Genomic DNA, 23,460 nt, shown 5'->3' on the forward strand with positions numbered 1-23,460 from the left:
TGGACGGATGAACGGCGGCTCTTTAGTTTCGAGGTATGCCTTCCGCCAGTACCGGGGCGTCCACCACCGTGGGTGCCACCTCCTCCGTCACGTCCTCCACCGCCGCCGTCGACTCCCGTCTCACCCCGGGTGGGCCCGGCTACCGCCGCATGAGCTTCGCGCTCTTCCTCGCGGGTGTGGCGACCTTCGCGCTCCTCTACTCCACGCAGGCCCTCCTCCCGCTCGTCTCCACGGACTTCGGGGTCAGCGCGAGCGAGGCGAGCTGGACGGTGTCCGCGGCGACGGGTGCGCTGGCACTGTTCGTCCTCCCCATGAGCGCGCTGTCGGAGCGGTTCGGACGGCGTACGTTGATGACGGCGTCGCTGGCGGTCGCGGTGACGGTCGGTCTCCTGGTCCCCTTCGCCCCGTCGATCGGCGCGCTGGTCGCGCTGCGGGCGGTGCAGGGTGCGGCGCTGGTGGGCCTTCCGGCCTCCGCGACGGCCTATCTGGCGGAGGAGGTCCGCCCCAAGGCCCTGATCACGGCGATCGGCCTCTTCGTGGCGGGCAACAGCGTCGGCGGGATGAGCGGCCGGGTCATCACCGGCTGGGTCGCGCAGGAGTGGGGCTGGCGGGTGGCCGTCGCCACGATCGGGATCATCGCGGTGGCCTGCGCGGTCGCCTTCCGTATGCTCCTGCCGGCGCCGAAGCACTTCACGCCCGGCTCGCTGCGACCGCGGGTGCTGGCCCGTACGGTCCGTGACCACCTCGCGAACCCCCTGCTGCGCCGGCTGTACGCGATCGGCGCGCTGTTCATGATGGTCTTCGGCGCGGTCTACACGGTGATCGGCTACCGCCTGACCGAGGCCCCGTTCTCCCTCCCGCAGGGCATCATCGGCTCGATCTTCCTGGTGTACCTGGTCGGTACGGTGTCGGCGTCCACGGCGGGAAGGCTGGCCGCCCGCCTGGGCCGGCGCGGCTCCCTGTACCTGGCGGGCGGCACCACGACCGCCGGCCTGCTCCTCTCCCTGGTCGGCTCCCTCCCCCTCGTCCTGCTCGGCCTGGTGCTGATCACCGCGGGCTTCTTCGCGGGCCACGCGGTGGCGTCCTCGTCGGTCAGCCACACGGCCAAGCAGGGCCGCGCCCAGGCCTCCGCCCTCTACCAGTCCGCGTACTACATCGGCTCCAGCGCGGGCAGCACGCTCGGCGCGGTCGCCTTCCACACAGGCGGGTGGGCCGGGACGGTGGCACTCGGACTGTTCGCGGTCCTGGGCGTCGTCACGATCACCCTGCTCGGCTCCCACGCGGCCCGCACCCAGGCCCGCCGCGAACCGGCCCTGGCGCACTGAGCGCCCCCGGACGCTCCTCACATCCCCCTGGTCGGACCCTGTTGACCGTGGAGGCGCCCAGCCTCCACCCGGTCAACCGGCCCGAACAGGGGGATCTTTCATGGAGTTCCGCGTCGATCAACCCGGCCCACCACCCGGGCCAGGCGGGGGACGGAACCAGGGCCGAAGTGGGGGACTGAACCGGGGGTGAAGTGGGCGGTGTGCACCGGCATGTGCTCATGTCCGTGAAGCAATTGGTCTGAGCTCCGCTTTTTCCCACTCCGGGGGCCATTGTCAGTGGGCTGCGGTAGCTTCCGAAGTGCCGGCGCAACGAAGCGACGGTGCGACGGGAACGGCCACAGGGGTGGGTTGGCTATGAGCGACGGTACGGCGACGACAGATCTGGACGTGCGGCTGGAGAAGCACCGGGTCGAGCTGACCGGGTACTGCTATCGGATGCTCGGCTCCTCCTTCGAGGCGGAGGACGCGGTGCAGGACACGATGGTCCGCGCCTGGCGGAGCTACGACAAGTTCGAGGGCCGTTCGTCGATGCGGTCCTGGCTGTACCGGATCGCCACCAACGTCTGCCTCGACATGCTGAACGCGGGCAACCGGAGGGCACGTCCGATGGATCTGACCGGTCCCTCACCCCTGGCTCAGGCGGCGCTCACCCCGCGCCCGGACAACACCTGGCTGGAGCCGATGCCCGACGCGCGCATGCTGCCCACGGTCAGTGACCCCGCCGAAGCCGCGGTGGCCAAGGAGTCGGTGCGCCTTGCCTTCATGGCCGCCCTGCAGCAGCTGCCGCCCAAGCAGCGCGCCGTGCTCATCCTGCGCGAGGTCCTGGCCTGGAAGGCGTCGGAGGTCGCCGAGCTGCTCGGGACGACGGTCGCCTCGGTCAACAGCGCGTTGCAGCGGGCCCGCGCGACCCTCGCGGAGAGCGACAGCGCCGAGGCAGCCGTCTCCGACCCGCTCGACGAGGAGCAGCAGAAGCTGCTCGAGCGCTATGTCGCCGCGTTCGAGGGGTACGACATGACGGCGCTCACCGCGCTGCTCCACGAGGACGCGATCATGACGATGCCGCCGTTCGACCTGTGGCTGCGCGGCACGGGCGACATCACCGGTTTCATGACGACCCTCGGTGCCTCCTGCGCGGGTTCGCGCCTGCTGCCGGTCGCGGTCAACGGTCTGCCGGGATTCGCGCACTACAAGCCGGATCCGGAGGAGGGCGGCTTCAGTGCCTGGGCGATCCAGGCGCTGGAGATCTCAGACGGCCGCATCACCGGGTTCCACTGCTTCCTGGACACCAAGCGCTGGTTCCCGCTCTTCGACCTCCCCCTCCACCTCGAAGCAAAGTCCGACTAGATCGAGAAGCAGGAGGAGAGGCGGCGCCGGGGCGCGCAGCCGGACGCGGCCCCCGGCCCGGCGGGCGGCGAGCTGCATCCTGGCCAGGGCGTCGACGGTGGCCAGGCCGGGTGGACCGAGGCCCGCGGCATCGCAGACCACCACCCCGGCACCGGTCGCCGCCAGCCGCGCGCGCACGTCGTCACAGAGCCCCGGCACCTGGTCACGGGTGACGGGGCCGAGCAGCACGAGTACGGCGGGTGTCGTGGCGTCCACAGTCAGTAGACCGGCCGGTGGCACGGAACTCATCGCGCGGGACCGAACCGTTCGAGACGCGCGCCCGCAAAGGATCACATTGACCTGCGCCCGTCCCGCCCCAGAGGGTTGGGTGTATGCCCCATGAATCAGCGCCTTCCGTGATACCCGACGGCCTCCTCCGATCGAAGGAGGCACCGTGCAAGGCGTGCTGACGGGCTTCGCGGTCATCGCCGTCGTCATCGGGGTCGGTTACGTCATCGGACGCCGCGGCTATCTCGGGGAGAACGGGCGGGAGGTGCTGACGAAGCTCGCCTTCCACGTGGCCTCCCCCGCCCTGCTGTTCACCACGCTCGCCCGGGCCGACCTGTCGGTGATCTTCTCCAGCCGACTCCTGGTGACGGCGATGAGCACGGCCGCGGCGGCCGGGGTCTTCGTCGCGATCGGGGTCGTACGCGGCTGGGGCGTGGGCCGGACGACGATCGGCGCCCTCTGCTCCAGCTACGTCAACTCGGGCAACCTCGGCATCCCGATCGCGGTGTACGTGCTGGGGGACGCCTCGCTCGTCGCGCCCGTACTGCTCTTCCAGCAGATCATGGTCACGCCCATCGCACTCACCGTCCTCGACCTGTCGGGGGACGGCGAGAAGGGCCCCCTGTGGCAGCGGCTGATCACTCCCCTGCGCAACCCCATCGCGGTCGGCTCGCTGAGCGGGGTCGCGGTGTCGGCGACCGGTCTGACGCTGCCGGGACCGGTCATGGACCCGCTCACGCTGATCGGCAACATGTCGGTGCCCGCGGTGCTGCTGGCGTTCGGCATCTCGCTGTGCGGCAGCACGCTGCCCGGCCGGGGCGCGGACCGTTTCCCGGTGCTGCTGTCCGTCGCCCTGAAGTCGGTGGGCCAGCCGCTGGCCGCCTGGGCCCTGGCCGTGGGCCTGTTCGGGCTGCACGGCGCGCCGCTGCTCGACGTCGTGGTCACCTCGGCGCTGCCCGCCGCCCAGAACCTCTTCACCTACGCCTCGCGTTACCGGGTCGGCGAAACCCTCGCTCGCGAGTCGATCCTCCTGTCGACGATCCTGTCGGTGCCGGTGCTGGTGGTGATCGCGACGGTGCTCGGCTGACGGGGGCCAGCCAGCGTTCGACAGAGGTCGGCGCACAAAAAATGGGCGCCGCCCCTCGGGTACGTCAGTCGACGGGGAACACGCTGGTGTCGAGGGTGAGGTCGAAGGGGGCCGGCAGCGTGATCGCGTCGCCGAACTTTCCGGCACGCAGGACGCGGTAGACGTCGCCCGTGGGTTCGCCGTACAGCGTCACCGTCGGGCCGCCGGCCGCCCATCGGTCGACGAGCAGGTAGAGGGGGATGCCTCCGGCGGCGTAGGCGGCGGGCTTGCTGACGCGGTCATGCACGGCGTTGGACTTCGAGGTGACTTCGACGACGAGTTCCGCCATGTCTGCGGGGATGTGACTGCTCAGGCCATCCCCCTCCACCACAGGTGCCACGACCAGGTCGGGGATCAACATGCCCAACCGGGAGGGCACCGCGACCGCCAGGGTTTGGAAGACCTCCCAGTCCTCGGGGATGACGGAGAGCAGGCGGCGGTGGATTCGCGCCGCGATCACGTTGTGGTGGTATGCGGGAGCGGGTGACACGGTGACGATCCCCTCGATGATCTCCACCTTGCTGCCCTCCGGCCACTCCATCTCCTCCCAGAACCGGACGAGTTCGTCCCAGCTCTGCTCGGGGTCGTGGTCGACGGTGAGTGCGCTCACGGCGGTCTCCAATCGGTGCGTCACCGAGTCCAGCATGCCGAACGGGATCGGCGGACGTCCACCGATCCCGTTCACCCGTACGAGGAAAGCGCAGGTCAGGCGATACGTTCCAGCACGACCGGCGTGGCCTTGTAGTCCGTGCCCGCGGCCGCGATGTCGTAGGAACCCTCGACCGACTCCAGGGCGTACTCGAAGCGCTCGGGGGTGTCGGTGTGGAGGGTCAGCAGGGGCTGGCCCGCGGTGACGGTGTCGCCGGGCTTGGCGTGCAGTTCGACGCCCGCGGCGGCCTGCACCGGGTCCTCCTTGCGGGCGCGGCCCGCGCCCAGGCGCCAGGCGGCGATGCCGATGTCGTAGGCGTCCAGACGGGTCAGGACGCCGGAGGACGGGGCCGTCACCACGTGCTGCTCGCGGGAGGTGGGCAGCGCGGCGTCCGGGTCACCGCCCTGCGCGGCGATCATGCGGCGCCAGACGTCCATCGCGGAGCCGTCCGCGAGGGCCTTCGCCGGGTCGGCGTCCTTGATGCCCGCCGCGTCCAGCATCTCGCGGGCCAGGGCGATGGTGAGTTCGACGACGTCGGCCGGACCGCCGCCCGCCAGGACCTCCACCGACTCCCGTACTTCCAGCGCGTTGCCCGCCGTCAGGCCCAGCGGGGTCGACATGTCCGTCAGGAGCGCGACCGTCTTCACGCCGTGGTCGGTTCCCAACCCGACCATCGTGGAGGCGAGTTCGCGGGCGTCCTCGATGGTCTTCATGAAGGCGCCGGTGCCGACCTTCACGTCCAGGACCAGCGAGCCCGTGCCCTCCGCGATCTTCTTCGACATGATGGAGGAGGCGATGAGGGGGATCGCCTCGACCGTGCCGGTGACGTCACGGAGCGCGTAGAGCTTCTTGTCGGCCGGGGCCAGGCCGTCGCCCGCCGCGCAGATGACCGCACCGGTCGTGTCGAGGACGTTCAGCATCTCCTCGTTCGACAGCAGGGCGCGCCAGCCGGGGATCGACTCCAGCTTGTCCAGCGTGCCGCCGGTGTGGCCGAGGCCGCGTCCGGACAGCTGCGGGACCGCCGCGCCGCAGGCAGCGACCAGCGGCGCCAGCGGGAGGGTGATCTTGTCGCCGACGCCGCCCGTGGAGTGCTTGTCGGCGGTCGGGCGGGAGAGGGCGGAGAACTCCATGCGCTCGCCGGAGGCGATCATCGCGGCGGTCCAGCGGGCGATCTCGCGACGGTTCATGCCGTTGAGCAGGATCGCCATGTTGAGGGCGGCCATCTGGTAGTCGGCGACCTCGCCGCGGGTGTACGCGTCGATGACCCAGTCGATCTGCGCGTCGCTGAGCTCGGCGCGGTCCCGCTTGGTGCGGATGACGGAGACGGCGTCCATGGCCATGGCTTTCCTTCCGAAGACTTCCGAAAATCCGCGGCCCCTCCCGATCGGTCGTTTCATCGTCCGGTCGTCGGGAGGGGCCGCGCAGGCGTTACTTGGTGAGATTCTCCGGCCCGAAGGCCTGCGGCAGCATCTCGGAGAGCGGCACGATTCCGGCCGGGGTCTCCAGGAGCAGCTCGGCCCCGCCGAACTCGTACAGCAGCTGACGGCAGCGTCCGCACGGGACGAGGATCTCGCCCTGTCCGTCGACGCAGGTGAAGTGCGTCAGCCGACCGCCACCGGTGTTCAGCAGCTGGGAGACCAGACCGCACTCGGCGCACAGTCCGAGCCCGTACGAGGCGTTCTCGACGTTGCAGCCGGTGACGGTCCGGCCGTCGTCGACGAAGGCCGCGACGCCGACCGGGAAGCCCGAGTAGGGGGCGTACGCCCGGGACATGGCGTCCCGCGCGTGCTCCCGCAGAGCCTCCCAGTCGACGGCCGCGGGCCCGGCGTCGGCGGACGTCACTTGCCCTGTCCTCTCCGGTACGGCATGCCGTCGGCCTTCGGCATCCGCAGGTGCTGTGCGGACAGCGAGAGAACGAGCAGCGTCACGATGTACGGCGTCGCGCTCACGACCTGCTTGGGGACATCGCTGGTGGTGGCGTACCAGACCAACATCAGCGCCGACACCGCGGCGGTGATCAGCGCGGGCACGAGCCGCTTCTTCCACGCGAGGTAGGCGGCGCCGAAGACCAGCAGAATCGCGATCAGCAGGATCAGCGCGTGCACGTTGGTGGTGCCGCCGCGCAGGTTGAGGCTGTCGGTGTAACCGAACAGACCCGCTCCGAGGGCGAGACCGCCCGGCATCCAGTTACCGAAGATCATCGCAGCGAGACCGATGTAGCCGCGCCCCGCGGTCTGTCCGTCGAGGTACACGTTGGACGCGACGATCGACAGGAAGGCACCGCCGAGGCCGGCGAAGCCACCGGAGATGATCACGGCGAGGTACTTGTACTTGTAGACGTTGACGCCGAGGGACTCTGCGGCCATCGGGTTCTCGCCGCAGGAGCGCAGCCGCAGGCCGAAGGACGTACGCCACAGCACCCACCACGTCGCCGGTACGAGGGCCACGGCGACGACCGTGAGCGGCGACAGGTCGGTGACCAGCCCGCCGAGCAGACCCGCGATGTCCGAGATCAGGAACCAGTGCTTCCCGTTGAGCGTGTCCAGGCCGCTCGACAGCCCCGGAATGTCGAAGGTGCCGAGCGAGTCGATGGGCGGGGACTGCTTGGAGGAGCCCTGCGGCGCGTTCTCGAAAGTGAACTTCGAGAGGTAGCGGGTGGTGCCGAGCGCCAGGATGTTGATGGCCACACCGGAGACGATGTGGTTGACGTTGAAGGTCACCGTGGCGATGGCGTGCAGGATGCCGCCGAGGCAGCCGCCGATGATGCCGAAGGCGACACCGGTCCACGGACCCCACTGATAGCCGGCCCAGGCACCGAACCAGGTGCCGAGGATCATCATGCCTTCGAGGCCGATGTTGACGACGCCCGCGCGCTCGGACCACAGGCCGCCGAGGCCCGCGAGGCCGATCGGCACCGCGAGACGCAGCGCCGTGGACATCTGTCCGGTCGAGGTGATGCCGTCCGCGCCGGTGATCAGGCGGACGACCGAGGTCAGGACGAGCACGCCCGCGATGATCAGCAGGAGCACGGGGAGCGAGAATCGGCGGCTGCCCTTGCCGGGCTGCTGCGCCTGCGGCTTGGCGACGGTCGCGGTGCTCATCGGGCAGCCACCTCCTTCGGGGAGTTGTTGTTGGCGGCGGCCGCGGCCAGTTCCTCACCGACCCGCTTCTGCTGGCGGCGCTGGCCCCAGACACGTACGGCCTCGTAGGAGATGACGACCGCGAAGACGATCAGGCCCTGCATGATCGTGGCGATCTCCTTCTCGTACGCCACCGGGGTCGCGTAGTCGAGCGCCGGGGACGCCTTGTCGAGGAAGGCGATCAGCAGGGCGGCGAAGGCGATGCCCACCGGGTTGTTGCGGCCGAGCAGGGCGATCGTGATGCCGGTGAAGCCGAGTCCGGTCGGGAAGCTCAGGCTGTAGCTGTGGGCGTCGCCGAGCAGCAGCGGCAGACCGGAGAGGCCCGCGACCGCGCCGGAGATCAGCATCGCGGTGAGCACCATCTTCTTGGCGTCGACACCGGAGGCCGCGGCGGCGGTCTCGGAGGCACCGGTGGCGCGCAGGTCGAAGCCGAAGCGGGTGCGGTTGAGGACCACCCAGTACAGGACGCCCATGAGGACGGCGAGGAAGACCAGGCCGTAGATCTCGCCGACGTCCGAGCCGAGGTTGATGCCGGGAACCCAGCCGGACTTCTTCATGACGCCGGTCGTGTTGTTGTTGCCGACCTGCACACCCCAGATGTTGTCGAGGGTGAGGTAGCCGATGAGGCTGGTGGCGATCGCGTTGAGCATGATCGTCGCGACGACCTCGCTCACTCCCCGGGTGACCTTCAGGACACCGGCGATGCCGGCCCAGAAGGCGCCGGTGAGCATGCCGACGAGCAGCAGCAGCGGCACTTGCAGGACGCCGGGCAGCGCGATGTGCGTGCCGACGACCGCGGTCATCATCGCGGCGAGGCGGTACTGACCGTCGACACCGATGTTGAACAGGTTCATGCGGAAGCCGATGGCCACCGCGAGCGCCGCCAGGTAGTACAGCGACGCCTGGTTGAGGATCAGCACCTGGACGTCGGAGTACGTCGCCTGCTGCAGCATCAGCGAGTACGGCTCGAACGGGCTCTTGCCCGAGGCGAGCAGCACGACCGAGGTCAGCGCGATCGCCGCGACGAGCGCGATGACCGGGCCGGCCACCGCGAGGAGCACGCGCTCCTTGTCGAACTTCTTCATCGGGCCTCGTCCTCCGGGGCGGCGCTTTCCGCTACGTGCTCCAGGTGTCCGGAGGCGGCGCCGGTCATGGCCGAGCCGAGTTCCTCCGGGGTGACGGTCGCCGGGTCGGCGTCCGCCACGAGCCTGCCGTTGTAGATCACCCGCAGGGTGTCCGACAGGCCGATCAGCTCGTCCAGGTCGGCCGAGATCAGCAGCACGGCCAGGCCCTCGCGGCGGGCCTCGCGGATCTGGTCCCAGATCGCGGCCTGCGCGCCGACGTCCACACCACGGGTGGGGTGGGCGGCGATCAGGAAGCGCGGCTTGTGGCTCATCTCGCGGCCGACGATCAGCTTCTGCTGGTTGCCGCCGGAGAGCGAGGCGGCGGTGACGTCGATACCGGGGGTGCGGACGTCGTACTCCTCGACGATGCGCCTGGTGTCCTCCTGGGCGCCCTTGATGTCGAGCCAGAAGCCCTTCGCGTTGGGGGCCTCGGTGACATGGCCGAGGATGCGGTTCTCCCAGAGCGGGGACTCCAGCAGCAGGCCGTGGCGGTGGCGGTCCTCGGGGATGTACCCGATGCCCTTCTCACGGCGCTTGCGGGTGGCCCACCCCGTGATCTCGTCGCCGAGGAAGGTGATGGCTCCCGCGTCCGCGGACTTGAGGCCGATCAGCGCGTCGATGAGCTCGGTCTGGCCGTTGCCCTCGACACCGGCGATGCCCATCACCTCACCCGCGTGGATGGTGAAGGTGACGTCGTCGAGGATGCGCCGCACCGCGGCGGCGGTCTCGGCGGTGTCCTCGCTGAGCAGACCGGCGCCCGTCGGCTCGGCGAGCTCGCCGAGGGAGGGGGCACCGCTGGCGAAGACCGTGAGGCCCTCGACCTGGATGACCGGCTTGTCCGTGACGGTGGACTCGGCGGTCTCCGGGGTCGGGAGCTCGCTGCCGACCATCATCTCGGCGAGCTGGCGAGGGGTCGTCTCGGCGGGGACGGCCGTGCCGACCGTCGTACCGCGCCGGATGACCGTGATCTCGTCGGCGACCGAGAGAACCTCGCCCAGCTTGTGCGAGATGAAGATGACGGCCAGGCCCTCGGACTTGAGCTCGCGCAGGTTGTCGAAGAGTGCGTCCACCTCCTGCGGCACCAGTACGGCCGTGGGCTCGTCCAGGATCAGGGTGCGGGCGCCGCGGTAGAGGACCTTGAGGATCTCCACGCGCTGACGCTCGGCGACACCGAGGCCCTCGACCAGGACGTCCGGGCGGACGTTCAGGCCGTACCGGTCGGAGATCTCCTTGATCTTCTTACGGGCGCCGCCGCCGATGCCGTACAGCTTCTCGCTGCCCAGGACCACGTTCTCCAGGACGGTGAGGTTGTCGGCGAGCATGAAGTGCTGGTGGACCATGCCGATGCCGCGCACGATGGCGTCGGCGGGCGACGAGAAGCTGACCTGCTCACCGTCGATGGCGATCGTGCCCTCGTCCGGCTTCTGCATGCCGTAGAGGATCTTCATCAGCGTCGACTTGCCGGCACCGTTCTCGCCGACGAGGGCGTGGACCGTGCCCTTGCGGACCGTCAGGTGGATGTCATGGTTGGCCACCACACCGGGGAAACGCTTGGTGATCCCCGCCAGCTCGACCGCGGTCGACTGCGCGGTGAGCGGAGGGCTGCTGGACGCGTCGATGGCGCACTCTCCTTGGAAAAGGGGCCTATCTACGCGCGTAGCGCCCCTGCTTTGAATTGCACTCGGACGGACCGGGTTCTTTTCGGACTACTTTCGGTCCGGTCCGATCCGATCCGAGCATTCTGCCGCGCGAACGGGGCATGAAGAGGTCATCCTCCCCACGCCCCGTTCCGTGGCCGTAACGCTGCCATTACAGCGTTGCCATGGCCATGGTTTCGACGTCTGGTGATGACGTCGTGACCTGGGCCGGGATCAGGGCTCCGGTCAGGAGGTCTTGACCGTGATCGAGCCGTCCTTGATACCCGCCTCGGCCTTCTTCAGCGCGGCCTGCAGGTCGGCGTTGTTCTTGAACGCCGGGTTCGAGTCGGCCAGGCCGACACCGCCGGTGGCGAGGCTGGCACGGACGACGCCGGTCTCGGGCTTGCCGTCCGCCACCGACTTCGCGAGGTTGTAGACCGCCCCGGCGACGTCCTTGGTGGCCGAAGTCAGGATGTAGTCCTTGTACTTGGCCAGCGCGTCCTGCTTGTACTGGTCGGAGTCGACGCCGATGGCCCACACCTTGTGCGAGGCGGCGGACTGGATGACACCCTGACCCGACAGGCCCGCGGCGGCGTAGATCACGTCCGCGCCCGCCTCGATCTGACCCTCGGCCGCGTCCTTGCCCTTGTCGGGGCTGGAGAAGCCACCCTCCTGGGGCGTCTGGGTCAGGTACTGCTTCTCTATCTTGATCTTCGGGTTGACCGACTGGGCGCCCTGGACGTACCCGGCCTCGAACTTGTGGATCAGCGGGATGTCCACGCCGCCGACGAAGCCGATGTGGTCCTTCTTGGTGGCCTTCGCCGCGGCGACACCCGCGAGGTAGGAGGCCTGCTCCTCGTGGAAGACCATGTCGGCGACGTTCGCGGCCTTGTCCTGCTCGTCGTCGATGATGCCGAAGGTGATCTTCGGGTACTTCGCCGCGACCTCCTTGATGGCCGGCGCGTACACGAAGCCGACGCCGATCACCGGGTTGTAGCCGGACTTGGCGAGCTGCTCCAGGCGCTGCACCTTGTCGGCGTCGGACTCGCCGTCCTGCGGCTCGATGTCCCGGCCGCTCATCTTGAGGTCGGTCTCGGCCTTCTGGAAACCGGCGAACGCGGCGTCGTTGAAGGACTGGTCGCCCTTGCCGCCGATGTCGTACGCAAGGCCGATGCCCTTGGTCTTGGCCGAGCCGCCGCTGGAGGCTTCGGTGGACGAGCCGCCACAGGCGGAGAGAGCAACGGCGAGGGATGCGGTCGCAACGCCCGCAACCGCGATTCGGGACACCCGGCGCATGAACGTGACTCCTTTGTGCAGGCGCCCAAACCAGGCGCTGATTCCGCCGCAGCGTAACGCGCGTAGACATAGCAGAGAACCCACGTCGCCAGAGTGTTATCCGACCGTTTTGAACCCTCGGCGAACAATCTCCGAACACCTAGGGCGCACCTGGGGTTTCTACTCGGCAAAGGCGCCCGGCCTCCGGGCGCGGTGTCGACGCGGTGCTGACGCGGTGTCGACACACCATCGACGCGGCATCCACGTATGCGATGCCATGTACCAGACCATGTTACTTTGCGAGATTCCGCCTCGTTTGGATCTTTTCGCCAGGATCACCATCGAGCCGGAACGACCCCGCGCGTGCACGCATGCACGCGCTGCACGCCTGCACGCATGAATGAGGGAGCCCCCGGCCCGTACATCGGGCGGGGGCTCCCTCATCGGTGATCAGTGACGCCAGGCCGGTGATCAGTGACGACAGGCGCGACTCACTGGGTCGTCTTGACGGTGATCTTGCCGTCGATGATGTCCTGCTTGGCCTTGTCGACCGCCGCGACCACGTCCGTCAGGGCCTTGTACTTCGGGTTGGAGTCGGCGAAGCCGACGCCGCCCGACTTCAGGTCACCGCGCACGACACCGCTCAGCGGCTTGCCGTCGACGACGGACTTGGCCAGGTCGTACACCGCGCCGCCGACGTTCTTCAGCGCTGAGCCGAGGATCCAGTCCTTGTACTTGGCCAGAGAGCTCTGCGCGTACTGGTCGGAGTCGACGCCGATGGCCCACACCTTCTTGGACGCGGCCTCGGAGATCACGCCCTGACCGGACAGGCCGGCCGCGTGGTAGAGCACGTCGGCGCCCTTTTCGATCTGGCCGGCCGCCGCGTCCTTGCCCTTGTCGGGGCTGGAGAAGCCACCCTCCTGGGGCGTCTGCGTCAGATACTGCGACTCGATCTTGATGCTCGGGTTGACCGACTTCGCGCCCTGGTCGAAACCGGCCTCGAACTTGTGGATCAGCGGGATGTCCACGCCGCCGATGAAGCCGATGTGGTCCTTCTTGGTGGCCTTCGCCGCCGCGACACCCGCGAGGTAGGAGGACTGCTCCTCGTGGAAGACCAGGTCGGCGATGTTCGCGGCCTTGTCCTGCTCGTCGTCGATGATGCCGAAGGTGATCTTCGGGTACTTCGCCGCGACCTCCTTGATGGCCGGCGCGTACACGAAGCCGACGCCGATCACCGGGTTGTAGCCGGACTTGGCGAGCTGCTCCAGGCGCTGCACCTTGTCGGCGTCGGACTCGCCGTCCTGCGGCTCGATGTCCCGGCCGCCGATCTTGAACTCGGTCTCGGCCTTCTGGAAACCGGCGTACGCGGCGTCGTTGAAGGACTGGTCGCCCTTGCCGCCGATGTCGTACGCGAGACCGATGCCCTTCCCGCTGTAACCCGACGAGCTCTTCTTGGAGTCGCTGCTCGTGTCGGTGCTCGACTTGCCACAACCGACCGCCGCGAGGGCGATGACCGAGACGGCCACCGCTGCTTGGGAGAACCTGGTCCTCCGAGATATCAGACGCACAGCAAGCACCCTTCATCCCCACGGCCGTCGCCGGTCCGCTTCCCCAACACGCCGCCGACGCAGCGATTTCGGCGCACAGTAACGCGCGTAGAAGGGGAGGGGAACGGGGTTTCTCCGGGCCGTTATCGAACCGTGCCGCCACCGGGTTACGTTTGCCCGCCACCCGTTACGGCGGGGTGACGCAAGTGGACGAAGGGGTGCCGATCGGGGCATCGGGCGGACCGGCGGCCCGGGTACCCCTACGTCACTTGTGCAGCGTCTGCGACTGAGCGTCCCGCGCTCATGGCGGCGCGTCTAGCGGATCGCGTCCAGCAGGGCCGCCGCGGTGAAGAGCTCGACTCCGACCGTGATGGCCGACTCGTCGGCGTCGAAGTCGCCGCGATGCAGGTCACGGGTGGTGCGCTCGCCCGGCGTACGCACGCCGAGGCGCGCCATGGCGCCGGGCACGTGCTCCAGGTACCAGGAGAAGTCCTCGCCGCCGAGGCTCTGCTCGGTGTCCTCGACGGAGTGCGAGCCGCGCCGCGAGGTCATGGCGTCATGGAGGAGCTCCGTGACCGCCGGGTCGTTGACGACCGGCGGGACGCCCCGGATGTAGTTGATCTCGGACTTGGCGCGGTACAGGTTCGCGATCTCGTCGATGGCCGCGTGCACCAGGTCGGGCGCCTGCCGCCAGGCCTCGAGGTCGAGGCAGCGGACGGTCCCGGAGAGTTCGGCGTGCTGCGGGATGACGTTGCAGGCGTGCCCGGACTCGACGCGTCCCCAGGTCACCGCGAGCCCGCTGCGGGCGTCCACGCGCCGGGCGACGAGGGACGGCACGTCGGTGACGACGCGGGCGGCGGCGGTGACGAGGTCGGTGGTGAGATGGGGGCGCGCGGTGTGGCCGCCGGCGCCGTCGAGTGAGACTTCCAGCCGGTCGCAGGCCGAGGTGATGGGACCGTGGCGCAGTCCGATCCGTCCGGCGTCGACCTTCGGGTCGCAGTGCACGCCGATGATCCGCCCCACGCCGTCCAGCACTCCGGACTCGATGGCGTCGGGCGCGCCCCCGGGCAGGACCTCTTCGGCGGGCTGGAAGATCAGCCGTACGGGATGCGGCAGGAGTCCCTGGCGATGCAGCTCGGCGAGGACGAGCCCGGCGCCGAGGACGACGGTCGTGTGCACGTCGTGGCCGCAGGCGTGCGCGCGGTCGGGCACGGTCGACCGGTACGCGCAGTCACTCTTCGTGTCCGGGATGGGCAGCGCGTCGATGTCGGCGCGCAGGGCGAGCATGCCGCGTCCGCCGTCGACCGCACGGTCCCGTACGCGGTCGCGTGCGCCGTCCCCTTCGCCCGCCCCCACACCTTCGCCGACGTCGATCCCGATGTCACAGATGAGCCCGGTTCCGATGTCGAGCACGCGGGGCTTGAGGCCCGCTCGCTCCAGGCGTGCCTTGAGTGCCGCGGTGGTGCGGAACTCCTGGTTGCCGAGCTCCGGGTGCATGTGCATGTCGCGCCGGAACGCGATCAGCTCGGCACGCAGGGCGTCGGGCAGGGTGCCGGGGAGCGGTGCTCCCCCGGGGACATCGGCCTCGTACTCTCGGGACATCAATTGGTTCACCCTTTGAAGGGTAGGGCGGCGGGGCGGCCAACTGACCCACGATCAACAAAACTTCAGCCCGTTAGGGGAAGAAACTTGGCCACGCGCCGCATAGGTTTCCGGTGGGATGGGTATGCTCGCCCGCCTTTCCGGACGATGGGATCTTGAGCCAGACGGTATGCGCGCCCTGCCCGGACCGCATCCGGGCCGAAGGCCGCCGGTCGCGTCCGGGACGATGGCCGACTGCCATGTCCGCCACGATGGCCGACTGCGGTGACGGCCCGTGACCACGGGGTGACGCGGGCCCTTGATGCGGGCCGCCGCCCCTCTCCAGATCCAGTCCGCCGGCGCTGCCGGCGCACTCCCATAGGGGAACGCTCGGGGTGTCCGAACCCATTCCCGTACTCTACGGTCCCACAGACCTGACCAAGATCATGCGCACGAATGCCTGAACACCACTCCCTGTCGACCCGGGCGCGAGGGGCCACCGGGGCCCGGTCCCGGGGGCGAGGGGATGACCCTGGGCTCCTGAACAGTCGCCGGTGTCAGGCAGCCGTGCTGCCGACCATGAGAATCTTGATCGCGACGGTGTCTCCGTCGATTTCGTACGTAACTCTGTAGATGCCGACGCGCAGCCGCCGCAGGTTGGTGCTGCCAAGCTTGCTGCCGGCAGCGGGTTCGGGGTTCCGGGCGAGCGCGTTGATCGCGTTCACGAGGGATTTGACCGCGTCGCCGTCGCGAGCCCGGAGCCGCTTGAGGCCTTCGGAGGCCGCTCGCTCCCAGATGATCGTGTGACTCAGGAGGCTTCCGCCCCGGTGACGAGATCCTCGATCTCCGCCTGCGTGGCAGTCGGGCCGCCCACGGCCCGCGCATACACGGAGCGCAAGGAGATGTAGCCCCGGTGGCCGAGTTCGATTTCGTGTTCGTCAAGTCCAGCTACAGCGGTGGCGATGTCGGCCAGGAGTGCGTCGAAGTCGCCCGCAACATCCCCGGCACCGTCGCCGTCCGTGACTCAAAGGACGTGGACGGGCCCGTCCTGCGGGTCGACTCCTCGGCCTGGGCGGCGTTCGCGGTGCACATGGGCCGGTGAGCGAGCCACCTCAGTCGTCGCCGACCTGGATCAGTAGGGCGAAGCGGTTGCCGTCGCTGCCGACGACAAACGTGTCGAACGAGCAGCTGGTGACACCGTCCACGCCGAGGTCGTCCCTGTTGGACCACCAGCGCGCGCCAGGACCGAGCAACCCCGCCACGCGTGCGGCGATCGACGTGGCCTCGGCGCGGTCCATGAGAGCGAACTCAGGGAACATGAGGTCCGCCGAGGCGAGTTCGCCCATGAGGACGGTGGCCTCTGCCAGAGACTTGGGGTGCAGCGACATTTCGATCTGCGACGCAGACACCGGGCCGGCCGTGCCGTAGGCGTACCGGTGCCAGTAGCCCTCGTACAACTCGACGACAAGAGCATGTACTTCCTCGGCGACGGCCTTCGTGAGCCCGCCCGACCCGTCGGCCGGCCGAAGTCGGCCCGCGCTGACGTACACGCGCAGATCGTACGAGAGGCTCTTGAGCAGGACCGGCAACTCATCGACGGGCGCGGTCACTTCACTCCCCTTGCGGCGGGGACCCGTACTGGGCCCGCGGCCCACTGAGCCTCTCGGCGATCAGCGCGAGCCAGCCGCTCGGCGCGTACGGAGCCGGAGGGTCCACCTCCATGCCCAGCTCGGCGACGGCGAGAGCGTAGTCGGACTCCTCCAGGCTGAGGGCGAGCAGCTCGTGGAGCTCTCCGACGAGGCGGGCCACGAGCTGCGGGGCAGTGGAGGACCGGTAGTCGTCGACGGCGGCATCGTGGTCGTCGAACTCGTCCGGCATGTCCTGGGAGAACCAGCCGCCGAGGAACTGGGCGAGTTCGGGGAAGCGGGCGCGCCATTCCCAGTGGGTGGCGGGGGTGGCCGGGGGCGGGGCCTCGCCGGTCTCGACGCTGTGCTTGATGTGGTCGGCGAGGCAGGTCAGCCACTGCTGGATGTCGGACTCGGGAAGCCCGACGTCCGGGATGGCGTAGAACTCGCCGAGGCGCAGGCGGAGTCGGCCGGGCGGGTTGCGGGCGTACTCCCGCAGCTGGGCCTCCGCCGAGGCCAGTGCCCAGGGGCGGGTGTGCCAGGTGTGGCGGAGGTAGGCGGTCAGGGCCTGACTGGGCTTGTCCGGGGTGTCGTCCGCCGGCTGCCCGGCGTAGGCGCGGATCACCTGGTCCAGTTCGCCGTAGCGGCGGTCGTGTTCTAGGGGGCTCAGGGGCACGGCGGTCGGCCTTCTACAGGTAGACGGGGAAGGTGGCGTGGACGACGAAGCCGTGCGGCCGGGACGCGTCCCGCTTCAGAACCACACGAGCCGCCCGTACGTCGACGGGGTCACGCCCTGCCAGCATCATCGCTTGGAGCAGCACCCGCCCGACCGGCTCGGGACGGGAGGACCAGGACGCCTCGATGGTCAGACGCGGCCGCGTTGACTGGGCCAGCCAGCGGTGGATGAGCTGCTCGTTGGCCGTCACGACCTGTTGGGTGGCCCACTGGGCGGTCTCGTGGTCGGGGTAGGTGGCGCTGCGGGTGAGCACCAGCGCGGGGGCTTCGGGCCCGAACCTCGCGCTTTCGTCGGTGTTACCGATGTTGTTCATGGGGTCCGTTCGGATGGCATCGGGTGAAGGGGTCGCGCACTCAGGTGGCGTCGAAGGACCAGAAGACGCCGACTTCAGTCTCGGACACTGCGACCAAGCCGAGATCCCAGTCGTACTGGGATCTCGGGTTGCATCCAGTGGTCATTTCGTAGAAGTCCGGGTCGTCGACGCGGTTGCCGGTTCTCACGTCCGGGAAGCCGGTGTTCGCGTAGAAGGACGTCCCCTCCGGGAACCGGGAGAGGATCACCCGGGCCTTCCGCTCGAGTTCCGGCCGACGGGCCTCGAAGTGATTCCGGGCGCGTTCGCTGGGAACATCCAGCCAGGTGGTGGACAGCATGACGAGCAGCCTTTCCACCGATGTCCGGGGCACCGTCCGCAGTCCGGCCCGCCACGCCGCCGCGCCTTCCGGGTCGGATGGCGGCAGGATGAAGGGGAAGAACGGGTCCTCCAGACGTTCCTCCTCGCCTTCGTCGACGTCGATCCACCTCCAGGACCGGGGATCCACCGCCTCCCTGCGCATGATGGCCGCTACGTCCTGCTCCCAGTCCTGGTGCGCGCGGGACCCCACCAGGACATACGAGTACCGCTGCTCGTACATGGTGAGCGCCTCAGCCCAAGCTTCAGCATCCGGCGTCGACATCGCTGCTTCCTTTGATGGTCGTGTTCTTTGAGGGAAGGGTTCAGCCTATTTGGGCATAGAGGTGGTCACGACGAAGGGCGGGTCGAGGCTGGCGTCGTATGTGAGGCGCGTGGAGACGCCGTGCGCGTCCGTCACCGGGGTCGCCTGCTTGTTGACCACGTTCGAGATGCGCCCGGTCACCGGGGCCACGGCCAGCGGGTTGTTTGCGTCACCCACCGAGTTGACCGTGAAGACATCACTGTTCGGGGTGGGCGGGGGACCGGTCGCCAGCCAGGCGTCAATGGCACCACTGTTCTGCCTGATGCAGTACTGGGTGTACTTCTGGGCCGAGGTCAGGTCCGTGAAGGTGGAGGCCGCCGGGATCTTCGGCTCGCCGTTCCCCTTGGCTTGGTCGCGCAGCCGCTGCAGGAGCTGGTCGTCGGTCTTGCCGACGTGCTTGTCGATGGTGTGGCCGCCGCTGAGGTCCTCCTCCATCGCCAGGTCGATCGTGTACTTGTACGGGACCGGGTTCTCCCCGTTGAGCTGCTTGTGCTCCTTCTTGAACTCGTTCAACGAGCGGCCACCGAAGGCCTCGGCCCTGGCCTCCTCCGCGATGAACGTGGGTGCGCTCTTGAGCGCCTCGTCCAACTCCCATTCCAGTTCGAGGAGTTTGGAAGCGGCGTCACTGAAGGCCTGCTGGTAGATCCCGACGGCCTTGTCCACGGCCGCCCGGTCCATGTGCTGGCGGAAGGTCATGACCAGCTTGCCGAACATGGCGCTGCCGGCGAGTTCGAGCAGTTCCAGTGGGTCAAGCCCTGTCGTCAGGTCCGCCACCATCCCCTTGGCCGCGGTCTTGGCCAGGTTGGTGGTGGTCTCCCGGCAGGTCTTCGCCACCTGGGCCAGGTCGTCGCAGGTCTTCTGAATAGTGTCGGCGGTGTGGTGAAGGACCTCCAGGATCGGACGGCGTTGGGCGGGTGCCACCGTTCCCGAGGTCTTCCAGCTACGGCCGCCCTGCTGAGCGATGTTGCCCTGCGCGTCACGGTTGCGGCCCCAGGCGGTGGTCCCCCAGATCGCCTGGCAGAACGATTTCATCGCGCTCTGCCACTCGCTGTTACCCTGCGGGTCCGTCATATAGCTGATGGCGGACGTGAAGTTGTCGCCCGCCTTCAGGGCCGTGCTCGCGGCCTGGCGCCACGCGGTGGCCATCCCCTTGAGGTCGTCCTCGCGGGCGCCCGGGGTGATCTCGTGGGTCTTGCCGAGGTTGAGCCCGTACTCGATGGCCGGCCGGATGACGTCCGCGAGGAAGTCCGGGATCTCGCCGAGCGCCCCGGAGATCGCCCAGGAGTCGGCGTCCTCGCCGGTCCCCGACCACTTGATGTCGTTGATTTTCCCGTAGTCGGGCTTCTTGTCGATGACGACCGGAAGGGTGCGGCGCGGCGGCGGCCCGTACATGCCGCGCGAAGCCCAGTCCGCCGCCTGGTAGTTGTTGGCCGTTAGGGTCAGGCCGACCGCGACGCCGCCGACGCTCACCACGCTGACCGACCAGACCTGGATGAACTTCTCGGCGATCTGCATGTAGACGTTGGCGAAGGAGTCCGGGCCCCAACCGGTGCCCGCCGACTGGCTGTACTCGTTGAGCGCACTCATCAGCTGAGTGGCGGCCTTGTCGTAGTCGAACTGCCCGTCGCGCACCACCACCGACGAGTAGTACAGGTGGGCCGGCTGCACATCGAACCCCCCACCGGCGTCGGGCGCCGCCGGCTTCAGCTGGTCCCGTTCCTGCTTGCGTTCGGCATCGCTGGGACGGTCCGCCATCAGGCGGCACCCCAGCCCCGCAGTACCGCCCGATGCGCCGCCGCGTAGTTGGTATGGCCCGTGGTCACATACGCATGCAGCCACTTCTGGGCTGCCTGGAGGTCCTGGGCCGAGCGGTCCCACTCGTCGAGTTTGTCGACGAAGACCTCGCGGGCTTCGCCCTCCCAGGACAGCACGACCGGTACGACGCGGTCGTAGAGGCCGTCCAGCTTGCCGTTGAGCTTCTTGAGGATGTCCTCCAGTTCGGCGGCGAGGTCGTGAAGTGTGGCGAACGAGACGGCTATGTGGTCGTCGTCGGAGCTCCCGGTCGACATGGTCCCCCTTGGTCGTTGGTCGTTACGGCTGTGCAGTAGGCGCCTCGGCGGCCTGTGGCAGACGGCTCAGAAGGAGTCGAGGCTGCTGCGCGCCAGCGTGGACGGAGTGGCCGGGGCCGCGTCCGGATTCGGTGTGGACAGCCTGGCCACCTCGCTCGCCACGTCCACCCGGATCTGCCGCATCTGCTGGAGCACGTCCAACTCCCGCTCGGTAAAGCCGTCCCGGCTCATCCGCACGGCCTGTTCGAGGTGCTTCATCACGTCACGGATGCGTACGGCGTCCTCGGCCGCCGCCCGGTGGAACTCGCGGTACGCCGTCGCCGCCGGGCCGCGCCAACCCGCCTCGATGCGGTCCACGATCGCATCCATGCGCTTGACCTGCTGGTCCAGGTGGTCCTGCATGTCGTCGAGATCGTCGGCCAGCTTCGTCAGATCGTGGCTCGATACGCGCAGATCAGAACGGCCGCCTTGACCGGATCCGCTGTTTCCCTGTGCCCCCATGGCTCATCCCGTCCCCGTCGCACCGGCATCACAAGTCCCGCTGCTCTCAGGGCAATCGTACGAGTGGGTGCAACAAGGCGTGCGGCAGGCCACTCAACAAGCCTCGTCCGTCTCGCCCTTGTCCGTTTCCTTCGCGCGCGCAACGAATCCCGAGGTGTCCAGGTCGAAGTCGAACGGGGCGGGTACGTGGAGCGGGCGCCCGAACGGGACGGTGGTGCGGGATCGGTATCCCTTCTCGGACGGGTCCCAGAAGGCGGTCATGTCCTCGGCCTGCATGTCGAGGACGAGGTAGACGGGGACGACTCGCCCGTACGTGTCCAGCTTGTCGAGCCAGTCGACGTCCTTGGTGGACGTGGAGGTCAGCTCGGCGACGAGGGAGAGAGCCTCGCCATCGGCGTGACGGCCTTCGGCCTCGAAGGCGGACTCGTCGGCGACGTGCAGGTCGGGGCCGAAGGCGCGCTCCGTGCCGGGGAACACATAGAGAAACGGCGCCACGTCGACGTCGTGCCCTTCCGGCGCGTGGGGCTCCAGCTGCCGGCGCAGCGACTTCATGGCCTTCTTGTAGCGCAGCTTCGACCACGGTGACACGACGATCTTCCCCCGGATGAGCTCGGCCTTGTAGCCGTCAGGTGTCTCCAGCTCTTCGACGGTCCGGAGCAGGTCCTCGAACGCTCCGGCTGCCGGTGTCGGCCCTATGGCCATCGGCCGCTCGATCATGCTGGTCACCGCGGTCCTCCGCTGTTTACAGGGCGCATCGCTGGCTCCACGGTAGCGCCGGACGGAGAGCCCCGCCGGGCTCAGTTCTTTGTTCAGCCCTATGAGGTAACTCAGAGTGACGCTCACCGCTCGAACCACAGCAGCTTCCCGCGCCGCCCGAACAGGTCGTCCCCGAGCAGGTCACCATCCGCCTCCGCGAGAGCTCTGATCATCACAGAAGCCGAGGATGTCAGCCGAAGCGGCCCGCCACATAGTCCGCCGTGCGCTGGTCCTCGGGGTCGCCGAAGATGTGTTCGGTGGGACCGCGTTCGACGATGCCGCCGGGGGTGCCCTGTTCGGCGAGGAAGAACGCGCACTGCTGCGAGACGCGGGCCGCCTGCTGCATGTTGTGGGTCACGATCACGACGGTCACCTGGCCCGCGAGTTCGTGGATGGTCTCCTCGACCCGGCGGGTGGACGTGGGGTCGAGCGCCGAGCACGGTTCGTCCATCAGCAGCACTCGAGGGCGTACGGCCAGGGCGCGGGCAGGAGGTGCGCAGACGTGTCGCGCCTCCACCGCGGCCGCGATCCGCCGCCGCGCCTCGTGCCGTCGCGGCGCACCCGGGCCGGGAACGCGGAAAGCCCGGGGGCCCGCCGGGCGGTGAACACCCGACGGGCCCCCGGGCCCGGAAAGTTCCGTATCTCCTGTGTTTCTCTCTCTGCCGTATCGCCTATATCGCCGCCACCGACGACAACCGGTGTACGTCCCGCGCCGTCCCCGTCACCCCGGACAGGAAGCCCTGGGCGCGCGGAGAGGCGTGATCCGTCAGCCAGGCCGGGTCGATGTCACAGACGGCGACGCGGACCTCGGTGCCGGCCAGGGCCAGCGGCAGCGTGTGGACGACCGTGGAGGGGAAGCTGAGGATCGTGCGGCCGATGGGGCCGCGGCGGGCGATCAGTTCCAGGGGGAGGTCGGGGCGGACGATCTCCAGACCCGTCTCCGCGGCCAGCCGGTGGAGTTTTTCGGCGCTCTCGCGGCGGTGGGCGAAGTAGCGGGTGGCGCCGTGGGACTTGGCGAGGGTGCGAACCGCCTGGAGATACCGGTCCCCGTCGACGACTCCCGTCTCGACGAGGGACGTGCCGACCAGGTCCGCGCCCTTGGTGAGGCGGGGCGGCCCGAAGCGGGCCCGGGTCCAGGAGAAGTCGTTGGCGGTGACGCGCACACCGATCGGGGTCTCGTCGATCGGCATCGAGGAGAACACCTCGACCGTACGGCGTTCGCTGGGCGTCAGCCGGCGCCTGGCCGAGGAGGACACCGGGGCGAAGAGCAGGTCGCGCGGACCCGGGCGGCCACCCTTGCGGTGCCAGCGGACCAGGCGTTCGCCACGGGCGAGCTGGGCGACGAACTCCATCGTCGCCGTGCCGTCGTCGACCACGACCAGGTCGGGGGCGCGGGTGATGGTCAGGAGGAGTTGCACATAGCGGGAGAACGGGTCTCCCATGACGATGCGGCGGGCCCTGCGCAGCAGCGGGGCGAGGCCGCCGATGGTGTGGAAGGGCGCCGTGGTGCCACCGCGCGCCTCCTCCCAGCGGACCGAGTGGCCCTCGTCGCGGGCCAGTTCGGCCATGCGGCGCAGTTGGCCACGGGTCATCGGGTCATTGGGGGACAGGACGACGAGGGTGAGCCCCGCGCCGGGCGCCGTGCCGTGTTGGACAGTGGTATGTGCCCATTCCAGCACGTTCAGGAGCTGTACCGGACTCTCGACGAAGGCGAGAGTGTGGGGGCCGGTGGATCCGGCGCGGGGGCTCATCGACGTACGACCGTC

24 protein-coding genes and 1 pseudogene are annotated in these 23,460 nt (G+C 69.0%); 4 read left to right on the forward strand and 21 right to left on the reverse strand.

Annotated features, from left to right (window positions below; all coding sequences use genetic code 11):
- Positions 1-35 precede the first annotated feature (35 nt).
- Both ACIRA5_RS11755 and ACIRA5_RS11760 read left to right on the forward strand, forming a co-directional pair.
- Positions 36-1,325 (forward strand): MFS transporter, encoded by a 1,290-nt coding sequence (locus ACIRA5_RS11755; protein ID WP_403689845.1) that lies wholly within the window; start codon positions 36-38, stop codon positions 1,323-1,325.
- A 354-nt stretch (positions 1,326-1,679) separates the two neighbouring features.
- The gene (locus tag ACIRA5_RS11760; RefSeq protein ID WP_403689846.1) at positions 1,680-2,669 is read left to right on the forward strand and encodes a sigma-70 family RNA polymerase sigma factor; all 990 of its coding nucleotides are present in this window, start codon (positions 1,680-1,682) and stop codon (positions 2,667-2,669) included.
- On the opposite strand, the gene ACIRA5_RS11765 is transcribed toward ACIRA5_RS11760, so the two are convergent.
- Entirely contained in the window at positions 2,571-2,957 is a 387-nt protein-coding gene (locus ACIRA5_RS11765; RefSeq protein WP_403689849.1) for an STAS domain-containing protein, read from the reverse strand. The two genes, ACIRA5_RS11760 and ACIRA5_RS11765, sit on opposite strands and share 99 nt — an antisense overlap.
- Before the next feature lie 145 nt (positions 2,958-3,102).
- Between ACIRA5_RS11765 and ACIRA5_RS11770 the strand changes: the two genes are divergently transcribed.
- Complete coding sequence (locus ACIRA5_RS11770; RefSeq protein ID WP_403689851.1) at positions 3,103-4,023, forward strand: AEC family transporter; 921 nt, start codon at positions 3,103-3,105, stop codon at positions 4,021-4,023.
- A 64-nt stretch (positions 4,024-4,087) separates the two neighbouring features.
- Here the strand turns inward: ACIRA5_RS11770 and ACIRA5_RS11775 are convergent, their stop codons facing one another.
- From ACIRA5_RS11775 to ACIRA5_RS11820, 10 genes are all read right to left on the reverse strand, one after another.
- A complete protein-coding gene (locus tag ACIRA5_RS11775; protein ID WP_403690684.1) occupies positions 4,088-4,672 on the reverse strand; it encodes a Uma2 family endonuclease in 585 nt (194 codons plus the stop codon).
- A 95-nt stretch (positions 4,673-4,767) separates the two neighbouring features.
- Positions 4,768-6,051 carry a thymidine phosphorylase gene (locus ACIRA5_RS11780; protein ID WP_403689854.1) on the reverse strand — a complete coding sequence of 428 codons (1,284 nt, stop codon included), beginning with the start codon at positions 6,049-6,051 and terminating at the stop codon, positions 4,768-4,770.
- 88 nt (positions 6,052-6,139) lie between these two features.
- Positions 6,140-6,553 (reverse strand): cytidine deaminase, encoded by a 414-nt coding sequence (locus ACIRA5_RS11785; protein WP_403689856.1) that lies wholly within the window; start codon positions 6,551-6,553, stop codon positions 6,140-6,142.
- Positions 6,550-7,812, reverse strand: coding sequence for an ABC transporter permease (locus ACIRA5_RS11790; protein WP_403689858.1), 1,263 nt, complete (start codon positions 7,810-7,812; stop codon positions 6,550-6,552). The genes ACIRA5_RS11785 and ACIRA5_RS11790 overlap by 4 nt, the downstream gene beginning before the upstream one ends.
- Positions 7,809-8,936: an ABC transporter permease gene (locus ACIRA5_RS11795; RefSeq protein WP_403689860.1), complete on the reverse strand. Its 1,128-nt coding sequence runs from the start codon at positions 8,934-8,936 to the stop codon at positions 7,809-7,811. Before ACIRA5_RS11795 ends, ACIRA5_RS11790 begins: the two co-directional genes overlap by 4 nt.
- Positions 8,933-10,594, reverse strand: a complete 1,662-nt coding sequence (locus tag ACIRA5_RS11800) for an ABC transporter ATP-binding protein (protein WP_403690685.1) — start codon at positions 10,592-10,594, stop codon at positions 8,933-8,935. The genes ACIRA5_RS11795 and ACIRA5_RS11800 overlap by 4 nt, the downstream gene beginning before the upstream one ends.
- A 264-nt stretch (positions 10,595-10,858) precedes the next feature.
- Positions 10,859-11,908: a BMP family protein gene (locus ACIRA5_RS11805; RefSeq protein ID WP_403689862.1), complete on the reverse strand. Its 1,050-nt coding sequence runs from the start codon at positions 11,906-11,908 to the stop codon at positions 10,859-10,861.
- Between the two features lie 470 nt (positions 11,909-12,378).
- Entirely contained in the window at positions 12,379-13,446 is a 1,068-nt protein-coding gene (locus ACIRA5_RS11810; RefSeq protein ID WP_403690687.1) for a BMP family protein, read from the reverse strand.
- A 303-nt stretch (positions 13,447-13,749) separates the two neighbouring features.
- The gene (locus tag ACIRA5_RS11815; RefSeq protein WP_403690688.1) at positions 13,750-15,036 is read right to left on the reverse strand and encodes an amidohydrolase; all 1,287 of its coding nucleotides are present in this window, start codon (positions 15,034-15,036) and stop codon (positions 13,750-13,752) included.
- A gap of 536 nt (positions 15,037-15,572) precedes the next feature.
- A complete protein-coding gene (locus tag ACIRA5_RS11820; protein ID WP_403690689.1) occupies positions 15,573-15,827 on the reverse strand; it encodes a type II toxin-antitoxin system RelE/ParE family toxin in 255 nt (84 codons plus the stop codon).
- A 101-nt stretch (positions 15,828-15,928) separates the two neighbouring features.
- Here ACIRA5_RS11820 and ACIRA5_RS11825 point away from each other — a divergent pair, with 101 nt between their 5' ends.
- Positions 15,929-16,117, forward strand: coding sequence for a DUF397 domain-containing protein (locus ACIRA5_RS11825; RefSeq protein WP_403689865.1), 189 nt, complete (start codon positions 15,929-15,931; stop codon positions 16,115-16,117).
- A 10-nt stretch (positions 16,118-16,127) separates the two neighbouring features.
- On the opposite strand, the gene ACIRA5_RS11830 is transcribed toward ACIRA5_RS11825, so the two are convergent.
- From ACIRA5_RS11830 to ACIRA5_RS11875, 10 genes and pseudogenes are all read right to left on the reverse strand, one after another.
- The gene (locus ACIRA5_RS11830) at positions 16,128-16,625 is read right to left on the reverse strand and encodes a hypothetical protein (protein WP_403689867.1); all 498 of its coding nucleotides are present in this window, start codon (positions 16,623-16,625) and stop codon (positions 16,128-16,130) included.
- A 1-nt stretch (position 16,626) separates the two neighbouring features.
- A complete protein-coding gene (locus ACIRA5_RS11835) occupies positions 16,627-17,316 on the reverse strand; it encodes a contact-dependent growth inhibition system immunity protein (protein ID WP_403689868.1) in 690 nt (229 codons plus the stop codon).
- Between the two features lie 13 nt (positions 17,317-17,329).
- Positions 17,330-17,689 carry an RNase A-like domain-containing protein gene (locus ACIRA5_RS11840; protein WP_403689870.1) on the reverse strand — a complete coding sequence of 120 codons (360 nt, stop codon included), beginning with the start codon at positions 17,687-17,689 and terminating at the stop codon, positions 17,330-17,332.
- 40 nt (positions 17,690-17,729) lie between these two features.
- Positions 17,730-18,329, reverse strand: a complete 600-nt coding sequence (locus ACIRA5_RS11845) for a hypothetical protein (protein ID WP_403689874.1) — start codon at positions 18,327-18,329, stop codon at positions 17,730-17,732.
- Between the two features lie 45 nt (positions 18,330-18,374).
- On the reverse strand, positions 18,375-20,123 hold the full coding sequence (locus tag ACIRA5_RS11850; protein WP_403689876.1) for an RNase A-like domain-containing protein: 1,749 nt from the start codon (positions 20,121-20,123) through the stop codon (positions 18,375-18,377).
- Positions 20,123-20,437 (reverse strand): WXG100 family type VII secretion target, encoded by a 315-nt coding sequence (locus ACIRA5_RS11855; RefSeq protein WP_403689878.1) that lies wholly within the window; start codon positions 20,435-20,437, stop codon positions 20,123-20,125. Before ACIRA5_RS11855 ends, ACIRA5_RS11850 begins: the two co-directional genes overlap by 1 nt.
- Before the next feature lie 66 nt (positions 20,438-20,503).
- Positions 20,504-20,938, reverse strand: a complete 435-nt coding sequence (locus ACIRA5_RS11860; RefSeq protein ID WP_403689879.1) for a WXG100 family type VII secretion target — start codon at positions 20,936-20,938, stop codon at positions 20,504-20,506.
- Positions 20,939-21,031: 93 nt separating this feature from the next.
- Entirely contained in the window at positions 21,032-21,655 is a 624-nt protein-coding gene (locus tag ACIRA5_RS11865; protein ID WP_403690691.1) for a Uma2 family endonuclease, read from the reverse strand.
- A 229-nt stretch (positions 21,656-21,884) separates the two neighbouring features.
- A pseudogene (locus ACIRA5_RS11870) lies at positions 21,885-22,181 on the reverse strand (phosphate ABC transporter ATP-binding protein); the annotation flags it as partial.
- 184 nt (positions 22,182-22,365) lie between these two features.
- A complete protein-coding gene (locus tag ACIRA5_RS11875; RefSeq protein WP_403689882.1) occupies positions 22,366-23,445 on the reverse strand; it encodes a hypothetical protein in 1,080 nt (359 codons plus the stop codon).
- Positions 23,446-23,460 lie beyond the last annotated feature (15 nt).

Source organism: Streptomyces sp. NPDC096311 (assembly GCF_044763085.1).
In the GTDB taxonomy this organism is placed as follows: Bacteria; Actinomycetota; Actinomycetes; order Streptomycetales; family Streptomycetaceae; genus Streptomyces.

What these genes read in the sequence shown, in the direction of transcription:
- ACIRA5_RS11760 (WP_403689846.1), top strand. Translation starts at nt 1,680, where the DNA reads ATGAGCGACGGTACGGCGACGACAGATCTGGACGTGCGGCTGGAGAAG.
- ACIRA5_RS11815 (WP_403690688.1), bottom strand. Translation starts at nt 15,036, where the DNA reads ATGTCCCGAGAGTACGAGGCCGATGTCCCCGGGGGAGCACCGCTCCCC.
- ACIRA5_RS11790 (WP_403689858.1), bottom strand. Translation starts at nt 7,812, where the DNA reads ATGAGCACCGCGACCGTCGCCAAGCCGCAGGCGCAGCAGCCCGGCAAG.
- ACIRA5_RS11805 (WP_403689862.1), bottom strand. Translation starts at nt 11,908, where the DNA reads ATGCGCCGGGTGTCCCGAATCGCGGTTGCGGGCGTTGCGACCGCATCC.
- ACIRA5_RS11755 (WP_403689845.1), top strand. Translation starts at nt 36, where the DNA reads ATGCCTTCCGCCAGTACCGGGGCGTCCACCACCGTGGGTGCCACCTCC.
- ACIRA5_RS11765 (WP_403689849.1), bottom strand. Translation starts at nt 2,957, where the DNA reads ATGAGTTCCGTGCCACCGGCCGGTCTACTGACTGTGGACGCCACGACA.
- ACIRA5_RS11780 (WP_403689854.1), bottom strand. Translation starts at nt 6,051, where the DNA reads ATGGCCATGGACGCCGTCTCCGTCATCCGCACCAAGCGGGACCGCGCC.
- ACIRA5_RS11795 (WP_403689860.1), bottom strand. Translation starts at nt 8,936, where the DNA reads ATGAAGAAGTTCGACAAGGAGCGCGTGCTCCTCGCGGTGGCCGGCCCG.
- ACIRA5_RS11855 (WP_403689878.1), bottom strand. Translation starts at nt 20,437, where the DNA reads ATGTCGACCGGGAGCTCCGACGACGACCACATAGCCGTCTCGTTCGCC.
- ACIRA5_RS11860 (WP_403689879.1), bottom strand. Translation starts at nt 20,938, where the DNA reads ATGGGGGCACAGGGAAACAGCGGATCCGGTCAAGGCGGCCGTTCTGAT.
- ACIRA5_RS11845 (WP_403689874.1), bottom strand. Translation starts at nt 18,329, where the DNA reads ATGTCGACGCCGGATGCTGAAGCTTGGGCTGAGGCGCTCACCATGTAC.
- ACIRA5_RS11865 (WP_403690691.1), bottom strand. Translation starts at nt 21,655, where the DNA reads ATGATCGAGCGGCCGATGGCCATAGGGCCGACACCGGCAGCCGGAGCG.
- ACIRA5_RS11850 (WP_403689876.1), bottom strand. Translation starts at nt 20,123, where the DNA reads ATGGCGGACCGTCCCAGCGATGCCGAACGCAAGCAGGAACGGGACCAG.
- ACIRA5_RS11840 (WP_403689870.1), bottom strand. Translation starts at nt 17,689, where the DNA reads ATGAACAACATCGGTAACACCGACGAAAGCGCGAGGTTCGGGCCCGAA.
- ACIRA5_RS11875 (WP_403689882.1), bottom strand. Translation starts at nt 23,445, where the DNA reads ATGAGCCCCCGCGCCGGATCCACCGGCCCCCACACTCTCGCCTTCGTC.